The organism is Streptomyces sp. NPDC050508 (assembly GCF_040655155.1).
In the GTDB taxonomy this organism is placed as follows: domain Bacteria; phylum Actinomycetota; class Actinomycetes; order Streptomycetales; family Streptomycetaceae; genus Streptomyces.
Window position 1 is genome coordinate 554,919 of record NZ_JBFAJJ010000005.1, and the last position, 13,086, is coordinate 568,004.

At 71.9% G+C, this 13,086-nt stretch carries 12 protein-coding genes; 6 read left to right on the forward strand and 6 right to left on the reverse strand.

Features of this window, described 5'->3' with window-relative positions; translation table 11 throughout:
- Window positions 1-38: 38 nt before the first annotated feature.
- The 3 genes from AB0I69_RS18100 (at window position 39) to fxsA (ending at window position 3,615) form a co-directional block, all read left to right on the forward strand.
- A complete protein-coding gene (locus AB0I69_RS18100) occupies window positions 39-1,640 on the forward strand; it encodes an amidohydrolase (protein ID WP_363096605.1) in 1,602 nt (533 codons plus the stop codon).
- A 532-nt stretch (window positions 1,641-2,172) separates the two neighbouring features.
- Window positions 2,173-2,985, forward strand: coding sequence for a polyprenol monophosphomannose synthase (locus AB0I69_RS18105; protein ID WP_363096606.1), 813 nt, complete (start codon window positions 2,173-2,175; stop codon window positions 2,983-2,985).
- Between the two features lie 72 nt (window positions 2,986-3,057).
- The gene (gene fxsA, locus AB0I69_RS18110; protein ID WP_363096607.1) at window positions 3,058-3,615 is read left to right on the forward strand and encodes an FxsA family membrane protein; all 558 of its coding nucleotides are present in this window, start codon (window positions 3,058-3,060) and stop codon (window positions 3,613-3,615) included.
- A 111-nt stretch (window positions 3,616-3,726) separates the two neighbouring features.
- Here the strand turns inward: fxsA and AB0I69_RS18115 are convergent, their stop codons facing one another.
- The 4 genes from AB0I69_RS18115 to AB0I69_RS18130 form a co-directional block, all read right to left on the reverse strand.
- Window positions 3,727-4,101 carry an RNA polymerase-binding protein RbpA gene (locus AB0I69_RS18115; protein WP_003977404.1) on the reverse strand — a complete coding sequence of 125 codons (375 nt, stop codon included), beginning with the start codon at window positions 4,099-4,101 and terminating at the stop codon, window positions 3,727-3,729.
- A gap of 255 nt (window positions 4,102-4,356) precedes the next feature.
- A complete protein-coding gene (locus AB0I69_RS18120) occupies window positions 4,357-5,706 on the reverse strand; it encodes an MFS transporter (RefSeq protein ID WP_363096608.1) in 1,350 nt (449 codons plus the stop codon).
- Window positions 5,707-5,746: 40 nt separating this feature from the next.
- Complete coding sequence (locus AB0I69_RS18125; RefSeq protein ID WP_363096609.1) at window positions 5,747-6,514, reverse strand: glycerophosphodiester phosphodiesterase; 768 nt, start codon at window positions 6,512-6,514, stop codon at window positions 5,747-5,749.
- Window positions 6,511-7,200 carry a hypothetical protein gene (locus AB0I69_RS18130; RefSeq protein WP_363096610.1) on the reverse strand — a complete coding sequence of 230 codons (690 nt, stop codon included), beginning with the start codon at window positions 7,198-7,200 and terminating at the stop codon, window positions 6,511-6,513. Before AB0I69_RS18130 ends, AB0I69_RS18125 begins: the two co-directional genes overlap by 4 nt.
- Before the next feature lie 64 nt (window positions 7,201-7,264).
- On the opposite strand from AB0I69_RS18130, the gene AB0I69_RS18135 reads away from it, so the two are divergent.
- Complete coding sequence (locus AB0I69_RS18135; protein ID WP_363096611.1) at window positions 7,265-8,767, forward strand: PLP-dependent aminotransferase family protein; 1,503 nt, start codon at window positions 7,265-7,267, stop codon at window positions 8,765-8,767.
- 69 nt (window positions 8,768-8,836) lie between these two features.
- On the opposite strand, the gene AB0I69_RS18140 is transcribed toward AB0I69_RS18135, so the two are convergent.
- The gene (locus AB0I69_RS18140; protein WP_363096612.1) at window positions 8,837-10,429 is read right to left on the reverse strand and encodes a hypothetical protein; all 1,593 of its coding nucleotides are present in this window, start codon (window positions 10,427-10,429) and stop codon (window positions 8,837-8,839) included.
- Window positions 10,430-10,463: 34 nt separating this feature from the next.
- The gene (locus AB0I69_RS18145) at window positions 10,464-10,658 is read right to left on the reverse strand and encodes a hypothetical protein (RefSeq protein ID WP_019059657.1); all 195 of its coding nucleotides are present in this window, start codon (window positions 10,656-10,658) and stop codon (window positions 10,464-10,466) included.
- A gap of 256 nt (window positions 10,659-10,914) precedes the next feature.
- Between AB0I69_RS18145 and AB0I69_RS18150 the strand changes: the two genes are divergently transcribed.
- Together AB0I69_RS18150 and AB0I69_RS18155 are read left to right on the forward strand one after the other, a co-directional pair.
- On the forward strand, window positions 10,915-11,307 hold the full coding sequence (locus AB0I69_RS18150) for an ankyrin repeat domain-containing protein (protein ID WP_363096613.1): 393 nt from the start codon (window positions 10,915-10,917) through the stop codon (window positions 11,305-11,307).
- 336 nt (window positions 11,308-11,643) lie between these two features.
- Window positions 11,644-13,062, forward strand: coding sequence for a HEAT repeat domain-containing protein (locus tag AB0I69_RS18155; protein WP_363096614.1), 1,419 nt, complete (start codon window positions 11,644-11,646; stop codon window positions 13,060-13,062).
- Window positions 13,063-13,086: the final 24 nt, after the last annotated feature.

A 13,086-nucleotide genomic window follows, 5' to 3' on the forward strand; every position in this document is an offset into this window, starting at 1 on the left:
CGTGCCGGACGGTCGGCGCGGGACGCGAGACTGTTCCCATGACCGATCGCACCGCCCCGCCGAAAACCGTCCTGCTCCGCCGCGGCGAAGTCCACAGCCCCGCCGACCCCTTCGCCACCGCGATGGTCGTGGAGCGCGGCCAGGTCGCCTGGGTGGGCTCCGAGGGCGCCGCCGACGCGTTCGCGGACGGTGTCGACGAGGTGCTCGACCTGGACGGTGCGCTGGTCACCCCGGCGTTCACCGACGCCCACGTCCACACGACGGCCACGGGCCTCGCGCTCACCGGCCTCGACCTGTCCGACGCGCCGTCCCTGGAGGCGGCCCTGTCCCGCGTCCGGGACTTCGCCGCCGCCCGCCCCGCCGACCGCGTCCTGCTCGGCCACGGCTGGGACGCCGCCCGCTGGCCCGGGGGCCGCCCGCCGACCCGCGCCGAACTCGACGCGGCGACCGGCGGACGCCCGCTCTACCTGTCCCGCATCGACGTCCACTCGGCGGTCGTCACCACGGCTCTGCTCGCCCTGGTCCCCGGTTTCGAAGCACCGGACGGGCCCCTCACCGCCGACGCCCACCACACCGTCCGCGCCACCGCCCTCGCCGCCATCACGCCGGAGCAGCGCACCGAGGCCCAGCGCACCGCCCTCGCCCACGCGGCCTCCCTGGGCGTCGGCTCGGTCCACGAGTGCGCGGGGCCGGAGATCTCCTCCGAGGACGACTTCACGGGCCTGATGCGGCTCGCCGCCGAGGAGCCGGGGCCCCGCGTCGTCGGCTACTGGGCCGAACAGGACGTGGCCAAGGCGCGGGAGCTGGGCGCCGTAGGAGCGGCGGGAGACCTCTTCGTGGACGGGGCGCTCGGCTCGCACACCGCCTGTCTGCACCAGCCGTACACCGACGCCGGGCACACCGGCATCGCGTACCTCGACGCGGACGCCGTCGCCGCCCATGTCGCCGCCTGCACCCGGGCGGGCCTCCAGGCGGGCTTCCACGCCATCGGGGACGCCGCGGTGACCGCGGTGGTCGAAGGCGTCCGCGCCGCCGCGGAGAAGGTCGGCCTGGCCCGCGTCCGCGGCGCCCGTCACCGCGTCGAACACGCCGAGATGCTCACCCCGGAGACCATCGCGGCCTTCGCCGAGCTGGGCCTGACGGCCTCCGTGCAGCCCGCCTTCGACGCGCTGTGGGGCGGCGAGGACGGCATGTATGCCCAGCGCCTGGGCGTCGACCGGGCGCGCGCCCTGAACCCCTTCGCGGCCCTGCTCCGGGCCGGTGTCCCGCTCGCCTTCGGCTCCGACAGCCCGGTCACCCCGACCGACCCGTGGGGCACGGTCCGCGCCGCCGCGTTCCACCGGACGGCCGAACACCGGATCTCGGTGCGGGCCGCGTTCACCGCGCATACGCGGGGCGGCTGGCGGGCCGTAGGACGGGACGACGCGGGTGTTCTGGTCCCCGGCGCGCCCGCCGACTACGCCGTCTGGCGGACCGACGCCCTGGTCGTGCAGGCGCCCGACGACCGGGTGGCGCGCTGGTCGACCGACCCGCGCTCCGGCACACCCGGACTGCCCGACCTGACGCCGGGCGGCGACCTCCCCGTCTGTCTGCGCACCGTCGTGGGCGGACGGACGGTGTTCGTACGGCCGGGCGAGTGATCTCCCGGGGTGGCGCGCCCCCGATCCGCGGGCATCGCCGCGTCGCGCGACCTGCGCATCCTCTGCCCTGACCAGCCGGTTGAGGGAGAACGCGCAGGTCAAACGGCTGTTGACAGGCGGGCGGAGGGGGCCGGTAGGTTCGTCCGAGTCCACCACCGGACGCCCGACCGGGGAACCTCCGAACAATCGCCGCAGCGCCGCTGGGTCAGGGACGGTGTGCCGCACCGGGCACCGTCACTGGGAGCCAGGCTCAGCGCCCGCGCCACGGCGAGGGAACGTTCCGGCCGGTCGGCTGGTGTGACCCGGGTGGGGCCCGGACGTCCAGTAGACAACGGCCTTGGTCGACCCGCAGCCGGCGGGTCCCAGGTCGGCCCGAAGGGCGCCGGGCCCCCATCCGCAGCACATAGGTGCCGAAAAGCGCGTTCTTACCCCGTTCTTGTCGAATCGACACCAGCGTACGAACGACCTGGCACGGCATCCCAGGCCGTGGCCACTATGGTGGACCCCTGCGTACGGACATGAAGGGGCAGCAGTGAACGACGGCGACGGAGCCCTCGCGGCACAGGCCCAGGGGCGGAAGTTCGGCCCGCTCGGCAAGGCCTTGGTGATCATCCCGACCTACAACGAGGCGGAGAACATCAAGTCCATCGTCGGGCGGGTGCGACAGTCGGTCCCCGAGGCTCATGTCCTCGTGGCCGACGACAACAGCCCCGACGGCACGGGCAAGCTGGCCGACGAGCTGGCGGCCGAGGACGAACAGGTCCAGGTGCTGCACCGCAAGGGCAAGGAAGGCCTCGGAGCCGCGTACCTGGCGGGCTTCCACTGGGGCATGGACCACGGCTACGGCGTCCTCGTCGAGATGGACGCGGACGGCTCCCACCAGCCCGAGGAGCTGCCCCGGCTGCTCACCGCGCTCAAGGGCGCGGACCTGGTGCTCGGCTCCCGCTGGGTGCCCGGCGGCCGGGTGGTGAACTGGCCGAAGTCCCGCGAGTTCATCTCCCGCGGCGGCAGCCTCTACTCGCGCGTGGCCCTCGACCTGCCGCTGCGCGACATCACCGGCGGCTACCGCGCCTTCCGCCGCGAGACCCTCGAAGGCCTCGGCCTGGACGACGTGGCCTCCCAGGGCTACTGCTTCCAGGTCGACCTGGCCCGCCGCGCCGTCAAGGCCGGCTACCACGTCGTCGAGGTCCCGATCACCTTCGTGGAGCGCGAACTCGGCGACTCCAAGATGAGCCGCGACATCCTCGTGGAGGCCCTGTGGCGGGTCACCACCTGGGGCGTGGAGGAGCGGGTCGGCAAGCTCCGCGGCCGGGGGAAGCCGAAAGGAAAGCCTTCACAGCCTTAGCCCTACGACTTCACAGGCCTCGTTGATCATCCCCTTATCCTGCGCTGAGCCGGGTCCAGGCACACTGGACGTATGACGACTGGCGCACCCACCCCTTCCTCCGCCGCCCGGCCTCCGCGTTCCCGGCTGCGTACGTTCCTGCCGCTGGGCATCGCCGCGTGGCTGGTGCTGGAGATCTGGCTGCTGATCGTGATGGCGGGTGCGTCCAGCGGGCTGACGGTCTTCCTGCTGCTGGTCGCCGGGTTCGTGCTCGGCGCCGTGGTCATCAAGCGGGCGGGCCGGCGGGCCTTCCAGAACCTGAGCCAGGCCGTGCAGCAGGGCACCGCACCGGCCAGCGGCGGCGGCAGCGGCCTGATGATGCTCGGCGGCCTGCTGCTGATGATCCCCGGCCTGATCTCGGACGCGGTGGGCCTGCTCCTGCTGATCCCGCCGGTCCAGAAGGCCCTGGGACGCTACGCGGAGCGCGTGGTCGAGCGGAAGCTCGGCAAGGCCGCCCCCGGCACCCTGGGAGACGCCTTCCAGCAGGCCCGTATGCACCGCCCGGACGGCAAGGTCGTCCAGGGCGAGGTCATCCGTGACGAGCCCGGCAGCGACGCCCCGCAGGGCCCGCGCCCGCCCCTCACCCACTGACCGACACTGACCGACCCGGACGCGGGCACGCAAAAGCGCGGGCGCCGTACATGTTCGTACGGCGCCCGCGCTTACTTGCTTGTGCGGTAGAACCGCTCCGCACCTTCAGGACTAGGCCGACTTGCGGCTGTCCCTCGGGTGAACCGCGATATTCATCGCGCCGGAACGGAGAACGGCAAGACGCTCCTCAAGGACCTCTTCGAGTTCCTCGCGGGTGCGCCGCTCCATCAGCATGTCCCAGTGGGTACGCGCGGGCTTGGCCTTCTTTTCCTCAGGGCCGTCGCCGTCGACCAGGAGTGCCTGGGCCCCGCAGACCTTGCACTCCCACTCCGGCGGAATCTCCGCCTCGACCGAGAAGGGCATCTCAAAGCGATGTCCCTTCTCGCATGCGTACTCCACGGCCTGGCGTGGTGCCAGGTCGATACCGCGGTCCGTCTCGTAGCTGGTCACCACGAGGCGCGTGCCGCGAAGAGCTCGCTCACTCATGAATCGTGCCTCCCGGGCTTGTCGCCCACAGGACAGGTGTCGCTGTCGTCGTCATCCGGTCAACGTCCGGTCGGCGGTAAAGATTCCCGTACGGGGTCATGCGTCGCCGTCGTAGCCGCCCCTTGTTGTACCCACCAGCGCCCGGTTTGTCACATCTGCTAGCAGATGTCACCCAGCGTTTCGGCATCTTTGACGCGCAGTAACGGTACGCCAGGCAGGCCAAACGCGTACACTACCGCCCTTTCGCGTTGAGCGCTAAATCCTCTCGGGAACAGGATTTCCCGCGTCGTTGATCGCCCGCGCCACCGGAACCCGTGCGAGCAGCACGAACCCGACGACGAAGAAGGCCACCAGGGAGATGATCGCGTCCCGATAACTTCCGGTCAGCTGGTACGTCACCCCGAACAGAAGTGGGCCCAGCCAGCTCATGCCCCGATCGCTCATCTCGTACGCCGAGAAGTACTCGGCCTCTTTCCCGGGCGGCACGAGATGCGAGAACAGGGACCGGGACAGCGCCTGGCTGCCGCCCAGGACGAGACCGATCCCGGCGGCCAGCACGAAGAACCAGACGGGCGCGCCGGCGGGCAGGAAGTACCCGGCGGCCAGCGTCACCGTCCACGCGATGAGCGAGCCGAGAATCGTCCGCTTGGCCCCGTAGATCCGGGCGAGTCGCCCCATGCCGAGCGCGCCCGCCACCGCCAGCACCTGGACCATCAGCACCGCCGTGATGAGCGTGGACTGACTCAGACCCAGCTCCTCGGAGCCGTACACGGACGCCTGGGAGATCACCGTCTGGATGCCGTCGTTGTAGATCAGGTAGGCGAACAGGAACGACAGGGTCAGCGGTTTGCCGCGCATGTCCCGGACCGTCGCCGCGAGCTGCCGCCAGCCCTGCGCCGTCGGCGCCTCGGACGCCGTACGGCCGCGGTCGCGCAGTCGTTTGAGCGGTACGAGGGTGAAGGCGCCCCACCAGACTCCGGCGGAGGCGAGACAGATGCGGACGGCCATCGACTCGGAGAGGCCGAAGGAGTCGTGGGCCGTGAAGAGGATCAGGTTCAGGACGAGGACCAGGGAGCCGGCCGCGTAGCCGAAGGCCCAGCCGCGGGAGGAGACCGCGTCGCGCTCCTCCGGAGGGGCGATCTGCGGAAGGTAGGAGTTGTACACGACCATCGATACGGCCACCGACGAGTTGGCGACGATCAGCAGGAAGCCGCCGAGCAGATAGCGGTCGCCGTCCAGGAAGAACAGGCCCGTGGTGGCGGTCGCGCCCACATAGGCGGCGAGCGCGAGGAGGGGCTTCTTACGGCCCGTGCGGTCGGCCGCCGCGCCCGCCAGGGGCATGACGAGGATCGACACGATGACGGACGCGGAGACGGTGTAGGCGAAGAAGGAACCCGCCCGGACCGGTATCCCCAGGGGATGCACGAACCCGTCCGGGTCCGCCGCCGACTTCGCGACCGAGGTCAGATAGGGACCCAGGAACACGGTGAGCACACTCGTCGAGTAGACGGAGCAGGCCCAGTCGTAGAAGTACCAGCCGCGCTGTTCTCGCCGCCGCTCGGCTGCCTCGTCGGCCGCCGGTGACCGCAGGGTGTCGGTACCCACCCATGCCCTCGCTTCCGCGTGAACGCGTCGCCCCGGGGGCTCAGGCCCAGACGCCCCGCTCCACCATGACCTCGCGCAATGTGTCGATGTGATCGGTCATGATGCCATCGACTCCCAGGTCCAGGAGTCGGTGCATGCGGTCGGCCTCGTTGATGGTCCACACGTGGACCTGCACCCCGCGCGCGTGGGCGGCGCTCACGAAGCGCCGGTCAACCACGGGCACGCTCGACTGCTCCTCGGGCACCTGTGCGGCGACCGCCGAGCGGCGCACCGCGACCGGCACGCCCCAGGACCGCAGTCGCAGGTTCAGCACCCCGCGCGTGCCGAACGACGTGGCCAGGCGCGGCCCGGCCAGGTGCTGGGCGCGGACCACGCGCTTCTCGGAGAAGGAGCCGACGCAGACGCGGTTCCAGGAGTCGGTGCGCTCCAGGAGGTCCAGGAGGGGACGGAGTGCCGGCTCCGCCTTGATGTCGACGTTCCAGCGGACCTCGGGGAAGGTCTCCAGCAACTCCTCGAAGAGGGGCACCGGTTCCTTGCCCGCCACGCGCGCGTGGCTCACGTCCGACCAGAACAGGTCCGCGATCCGGCCGGCGCCGTCGGTCACCCGGTCCAGGGTCTCGTCGTGGAAGGCGACGAGCTTCCCGTCCGCCGTGGCGTGGACGTCGGTCTCGATGTACCGGTAGCCCAGCTCGACCGCGCGGCGGAACTGGAACACGGTGTTCTCCAGGCCGTCCGCCGCGCCGCCCCGGTGGGCGAAGGGGATCGGGCCGGGATGGTCGAGGTACGGATGACGTATGAGCGTGGTCACCGGGGCAGTATCGCCCGTTCCGGTGACCCGGTGGCGACGACCGTGCTGCCGCTGGGTGCCGATGGGGCGGCGAACACGCGCAGGAACAGCTGGGCGAGCGGGCCGATCGCCAGGGCGTAGAGGAGGGTGCCGATGCCGACGGTGCCGCCGAGGGCGAAGCCGGTGGCCACGACGGCGACTTCGATCGCCGTCCGTATCAGGCGGACGGAGCGGCCGGTGCGCTGGTGCAGCCCGGTCATCAGGCCGTCGCGAGGGCCCGGTCCGAAGTTCGCGGAGATGTACAGCCCGGTGGCGACACCGTTGAGGAGGATGCCCACCAGCAGCAGCGGAATCCGTACGGCCAGGCCGTGCGCGTCGGGCACCAGCGCGAGGGTGCCGTCCATGGCCAGGCCGACCACGAACACGTTCGAGACGGTGCCGAGTCCCGGGCGCTGCCGCAGCGGGATCCACAGGAGCAGCACCGCCGCGCCCACGATGATCGAGACGACGCCGATCGTCAGGCCGGTGAGCTCGGCGAGACCCTGATGCAGCACGTTCCAGGGCTCAAGCCCCAGGCCCGACACCACGAGGAGTGCCGAGCTGGCGCCGTAGAGCGCGAGTCCGACGTACAGCTGGACCAACCGTCGCCCGAGACGGTTCCGCGTGGACAAGAGGTGCCCCCTGGTGGTGGTAGTGGCCTGACGCATGACACTCTGTGGCTTGAGAACGAATGCCATCCATGGCCAATTCTGGGAAGGTGGACTGGTTTCCATGGCGCAGTGGACCTCGGCGATGGGGGCCGCGCAGCTCGCTCGGCTGCTCAACTCCCAGCAGGACCGCCCGGCCGGGCCCGGCACCCGTCGTCCGCCCGCCTATCGCGCGCTCGCGGACGGCATCCGCCTGCTCGTGCTGGAGGGCCGCGTCCCGGTGGCTGCCCGGCTGCCCGCCGAGCGGGAGCTGGCCCTGGCCTTGTCCGTCAGCCGCACCACGGTCGCCGCCGCCTATGAGGCGCTGCGGGCCGAGGGTTTCCTGGAGTCCCGGCGCGGAGCGGGCAGTTGGACCGCCGTACCGGCCGGGAACCCGCTGCCCGCGCGCGGGCTGGAGCCGCTGCCTCCGGAGGCCCTCGGCTCGGTGATCGACCTCGGCTGCGCCTCGCTGCCCGCGCCCGAGCCGTGGCTCACCCGGGCCGTGCAGGGCGCCCTGGAGGAACTGCCGCCGTACGCCCACACCCACGGCGACTACCCGGCCGGGCTGCCCGCGCTGCGCGCGATGATCGCCGAGCGGTACACCCTGCGCGGCATTCCGACCATGCCCGAGCAGATCATGGTCACGACCGGTGCGATGGGCGCCATCGACGCCATCTGCCACCTCTTCGCGGGCCGCGGCGAACGCATCGCCGTCGAGTCGCCGTCGTACGCCAACATCCTCCAGCTGATGCGGGAGGCGGGCGCCCGGCTGGTGCCCGTGGCGATGGCCGAGGGGCTCTCCGGCTGGGACATGGACCGCTGGCGGCAGGTGCTGCGGGAGGCCGCGCCCCGGATCGCGTACGTCGTCGCCGACTTCCACAACCCGACCGGCGCCCTCGCCGACGACGACCAGCGGCGTCAACTCGTGGACGCGGCCCGCTCGGCCGGTACCGTGCTCGTCGCCGACGAGACGATGACCGAGCTGTGGCTGGATGAGGATGTCGACATGCCGCGGCCCGTCTGCGGCTTCGACCCGGCCGGCTCGACGGTCATCACCGTCGGCTCCGCCAGCAAGGCCTTCTGGGCGGGCATGCGCATCGGTTGGGTGCGTGCGGCCCCCGATGTGATCCGCAGCCTGGTCGCGGCCCGCGCCTACGCCGACCTCGGCACACCGGTGCTGGAGCAGCTCGCCGTGAACTGGCTGTTCAGCACCGGTGGTTGGGAGCAGGCGGTCGACATCCGGCGCGGCCAGGCCCGCGAGAACCGGGACGCGCTGGTCGCGGCGGTACGACGGGAGCTGCCCGGCTGGGAGTTCGAGGTGCCCAAGGGCGGGCTCACGCTGTGGGTGCGCACGGGCGGGCTGTCGGGCTCGCGGCTCGCGGAGATGGGGGAGCGCGTGGGGGTACGGGTGCCGTCCGGGCCCCGCTTCGGCGTGGACGGGGCCTTCGAGGGATATGTGCGGCTGCCGTTCACCGTGGGCGGCGCGGTGGCCGAGGAGGCGGCGGCTCGGCTGGCCGCGGCGGCTCGGCTGGTCGAGAACGGAGTCTCCGGGGGCGGTGGCGAGTCGCCGCGGACGTTCGTGGCGTAGGCGACAGGCGCGGTACCCGAGGTCGGTGCGGGCGGGCGACTCCCGGCCGCCCACACCGACCCCGGGCCACTACGAAGTCTCAGCCACGGCGGCTTCCACCGCCGCTTCCGCGGGGAGCGCCTCGGTCGGCAGTGTCTCCTCCGCGTCCGCCGGTGTGGTGCGCGGCGGGAGCAGGGCCAGCACCGCCTGGCGGTCCGCGTCGCTCGTCGCGTCGTCGTACGGGTCCGGGGTCGCCGGGACCTGGAGCCGGTGCACCGGACCGCTGCCCAGGCGGGCATAGCCACGGCCCGGGGGGACCTGGGCGATCGGTGTGGTGTGCGGGGGAGCGCCCAGGACCGCCTCCAACTGCGTGGCGGTGGCGGGGCCGAGGACGACACGCGCGCGTGTGTGCTGTCGTACGGCGTCACTCAGGGCGTCCGCGCTGTCGAACTGGTCGGCCACCACCACCGTCACATTGGCCGCGCGGCCGTGCCGGAGGGGGACCTGGAGCAGGGACTGCGGGTCCTGGCGGCCGTCGGCCGCGGCCAGGTGGGCGAAGGCGCTCGGGCGGTCCAGGATGATCCACAGGGGGCGTCTGGTGTCGTCCGGTGCCGGGTGGCCCGACTGGCGGGCGCGGTTGGCCGAGATCAGCCGGCGTTCCGTCTCGTGGCCGGCCCACTCCAGGCTGGCCAGTGCGCCGGTCAGCCCGCACTCGACCCCGAGGACTCCGTCCCGGCCGGTGAGGCACGCGTACTCGCCGGTGCCGCCGCCCTCGACGATCAGGACGTCGCCGTACTGGAGTGCCTGGAGGGCGATCGAGCGCAGCAAGGTGGAGGTGCCGCTGCCGGGCTGGCCCATGACCAGCAGGTTCGGCTCGGTGGAACGGATGCCGGTACGCCAGACGACCGGTGGGACGTCACGCTGTTCCGCGCCGTGGGTGAGGGGGAGCGTGCGGTGGACGTGGGTCGGGTCCGTGAAGCCCAGCACGGTCTCGCCGGGGGCGGTGACGAAGCGCTGGGCGGCGATGTCGGTGGGGAGCGGGGCGAGGACGCCGATGGTGAGCTGGTTGCCCTCCTCGTCCCACGCGAACCGGTACTCCCGGCCGCGGCCGGACTTGGCGGTGAGCAGCTGCTCGATCCGCGCGCGGGAGTCGGCCTCGCCGTCGGTGAAGTACGCCGGGTAGCGGACGACCAGGTGGGAGATCCGGCCTCCGCCGTCGAACTCGTATGCGGGGAAGGCCTTCTCCCAGTCGCCGCCGTGGGCGAACAGGGGTGCCGGGTCCTCGGCGGTCGAGAAGTAGGGCACCAGCGCTTCGTAGAGGGACTGGAGGCGCTGGGTCTGGGACTCGTCGGGGCCTTCGGGCGCCGGCGGGGTGCGGTCCCGGCCGTGCCATGCTGCCGCCGCCATCAGGATGATGACGGCGAGCAGCGGGCCGTACGGCACCAGGGCCACGACCAGGATCACCGAGGCCACCAGGAAAAGCAGCGGCCCGCGCTTGTCCTTGGGAGTGTCGGCCCACTTGCGCCGACCGGCGGATGCCAGCCGGCGCAGACCGCGAGTGATCGTGATCAGCGGGTGGAGGACGTCGGTGGCGCTGTCGGCCGCCGTCCGGGCCAGCTCCCGGCTCCGGGCGATCTGTGCGGTGCCGTTGCTCAGGATGCGGGGGAGGGGGCGCCGGGCCACTGCTGTCTCCTGAAGGTGCGTGCGGGTGGGGACGTCAGAACTTGATGCCGCCGAGGAGGCTCGCCAGGCTCTCGCCGCCGGCCTTGATGCTCGGCGCGATGGCCGTGCTGGCCATGTAGAAGCCGAAGAGTGCGGCCACCAGGGCGTGGGAGGCCTTGAGTCCGTCCTTCTTGAAGAAGAGGAAGACGATGATGCCGAGAAGGACGACGCCTGACATGGACAGGATCATTTGAGCTCTCCTGGTTCGTGGGGACAGTCACCATGAGTTCTTCCAGGATCACAGGATGTATCCATACGATAAAAGGTGCAAGTGGGTGAATTTCGGCAGATTTCCCTCGGATGGTGGAGCGCATTCGGGCCGTCTGAGCAGGGGTTTCACCTGTGTCGGGCCTCCTGGTGATCTTTGCCTCGGAGGGGGCCGGTCATGTCTCTGTGGAGCCAGTACGCTGGCGATTCACCCGTACTAGTGAGAGGCGGTCATGCCGATGAGTGAAGCCCCCGACCCCGAGGTCGTGGAGCTCGCGACCAAGATCTTCGACCTGGCCCGTCGGGGCGGGACCGAGGCGCTGGTCGCATATGTGGACGCGGGCGTTCCGGCCAACCTCACCAATGACCGCGGTGACTCCCTGGTGATGCTCGCGGCCTACCACGGGCACGCCGACGCCGTACGGGCCCTGCTGGCGCGGGGCGCCGAGGCCGACCGGATCAACGACCGGGGGCAGACCCCGCTCGCCGGGGCCGTCTTCAAGGGCGAGCAAGAGGTGATCGAAGTCCTGCTGGAGGCCGGAGCCGATCCGGCCGCGGGCACCCCGTCGGCGGTCGACACGGCCCGGATGTTCGCCAAGGCCGAGCTGCTGGAGCTGTTCGGCGCGCACTGACACCCGGCCCGTCGGCGGTTGAGACGGGCCTTCTGACCAGGTACGACAAGGAAAACGGGGGAAAACGGGGGAAGGCAGCACCGGGCCGCCCGAAATTTCGGTCGCGGCAGCGAGAACTGCCGGGTCATCATGACGTCGTGATTTACGGACGCGATGGCTGGGCAGGTGATGCCGCACCGCGCGGGCCGTAGACGCGGCCCGCATGGGCCACCGACGAGAGGCAGAGGAAAATGGTCTACAGCAAGCAGGAAACGGCGGGCGCCCCGACGTGTTGTCACGCGGCCAGGTAGTGCACGTCCCCCGGTTGCGTCGACGCTTGATGTGAGGCTGTTTCCCATGTTCGATCCGGTCATAGCGCCCAGCGGTACGCTGCTCGGCCTGCTCCAGCGGGGCCGCGGCGACGGCACTCTGCACGCGCTCACCGCACCCCGTGCCGAGGCACTCGCGGCACTGAACCACTGTGTGCTGCGCGACCCCCGCCACGACTGGCAGGTGGAGAACCGCTCCCTGTACTACGCCCGTCTGTACCTCGATCTGAACGGCGACCTGGACGCCGTCGAGGCCCACCTCTTCGACGGCGAGGACGTCCTCGACACCGAGGAGTCCCGTACGGGCCTCGCGCTCGCCGTCCTCGGGCACCTCGCCTCCTACGGCAGGCGGGACGCGCTGGCACTGCTGCGCCGGTACGCGGCCTCCGGGGCCAACTGGGCCTGGGCGCTCGACGAACTGGCGCTCAGGGACGACGACGCGGGCCTGCGCGCCCTCGCCGCTCCCGTGCTGGCGCGGTTCCCGGCCGACCCCGAGGGCGAGGCCGAGCTGGCCACCGCCGTACGCGACGCCTTCGAACCCCGGCCCTGGCGGCTGTGGGCCGAGGACTCACGCGAACCGATCGCCACGCGCGTGCGTGCCGCCCAGGAAGCCGGCTGCTTCGACCGCTGGCAACGGCAGATGCGACCATCCGGGCCCCGTCCGGGGTGGAGCGTGCAAGCGGTGTTCGAATGGGCCCAACAGGGCATCGAACGCGGCGCCGCCCTGCACGTCCCCGCCGCCCGCTGCCTCAGCGCGGTGGCGGGCCCCGAGGACCGGCCCGAGATCGTCGAGGCCGCCAAGGACGGCGGCGAGGGCGCCCGCTGCACCGCCCTGCGCTATCTCGCCGACGCCAACGACTCCGAAGCCCTCCAGCTGATCGAGCGCGCGGTGGCCACCGGCTCGGCGCCCGTCGTGGAGGCCGCCGTCGACGCCTTCGAACGGATGCGCTCCGTCGCCGCCGTCGACCGGGCCCGCGGCTGGGCCCGCCGCCCCGACCCGCTCGGCGCCGCCGCCGGACGGATGCTCGCCTGCCGGGGCGGAGCCCAGGACAGCGACCTCGTCCTCGGTGCCCTCAGGGAGGCCGTCATGGGCGAAGGGCCCGACGCCCCCACCCTGTGGACCCTCGTCGACGGCGCCGGCCGCCTCGGCATCGCCTGCGCCGCACCCGTCCTGCGCCATGTGTACCGGGAGACCGCCTCGTCCCATCTGCGCGGCCGGGCCGCCCGGGCGCTGGCCGCCACCGACCCCTCCTACCCCACCGGCTTCGCTGTCGAGTGCCTGTGGGACTGCGAGGAGACCACCCGCGAGATCGCCGCCCGGCACGCCGAGACCGGCGACGCCCGCGTCGTGGAGCAGCTCCGCAGGCTCGCCGCCGACCCGGCCGAGGAAGCGGAAGTCCAGACAGCCGTACGGAGCCGGATCGGGCCCGACGCACCCGCAGTGTGAACGTGGGATGACCCGCGGGTCAGA

What these genes read in the sequence shown, in the direction of transcription:
- AB0I69_RS18115 (WP_003977404.1), bottom strand. Translation starts at nt 4,101, where the DNA reads ATGAGTGAGCGAGCTCTTCGCGGCACGCGCCTCGTGGTGACCAGCTAC.
- AB0I69_RS18130 (WP_363096610.1), bottom strand. Translation starts at nt 7,200, where the DNA reads ATGCGTCAGGCCACTACCACCACCAGGGGGCACCTCTTGTCCACGCGG.
- AB0I69_RS18145 (WP_019059657.1), bottom strand. Translation starts at nt 10,658, where the DNA reads ATGATCCTGTCCATGTCAGGCGTCGTCCTTCTCGGCATCATCGTCTTC.
- AB0I69_RS18150 (WP_363096613.1), top strand. Translation starts at nt 10,915, where the DNA reads ATGAGTGAAGCCCCCGACCCCGAGGTCGTGGAGCTCGCGACCAAGATC.
- AB0I69_RS18155 (WP_363096614.1), top strand. Translation starts at nt 11,644, where the DNA reads ATGTTCGATCCGGTCATAGCGCCCAGCGGTACGCTGCTCGGCCTGCTC.
- AB0I69_RS18135 (WP_363096611.1), top strand. Translation starts at nt 7,265, where the DNA reads ATGGCGCAGTGGACCTCGGCGATGGGGGCCGCGCAGCTCGCTCGGCTG.
- fxsA (WP_363096607.1), top strand. Translation starts at nt 3,058, where the DNA reads ATGACGACTGGCGCACCCACCCCTTCCTCCGCCGCCCGGCCTCCGCGT.
- AB0I69_RS18100 (WP_363096605.1), top strand. Translation starts at nt 39, where the DNA reads ATGACCGATCGCACCGCCCCGCCGAAAACCGTCCTGCTCCGCCGCGGC.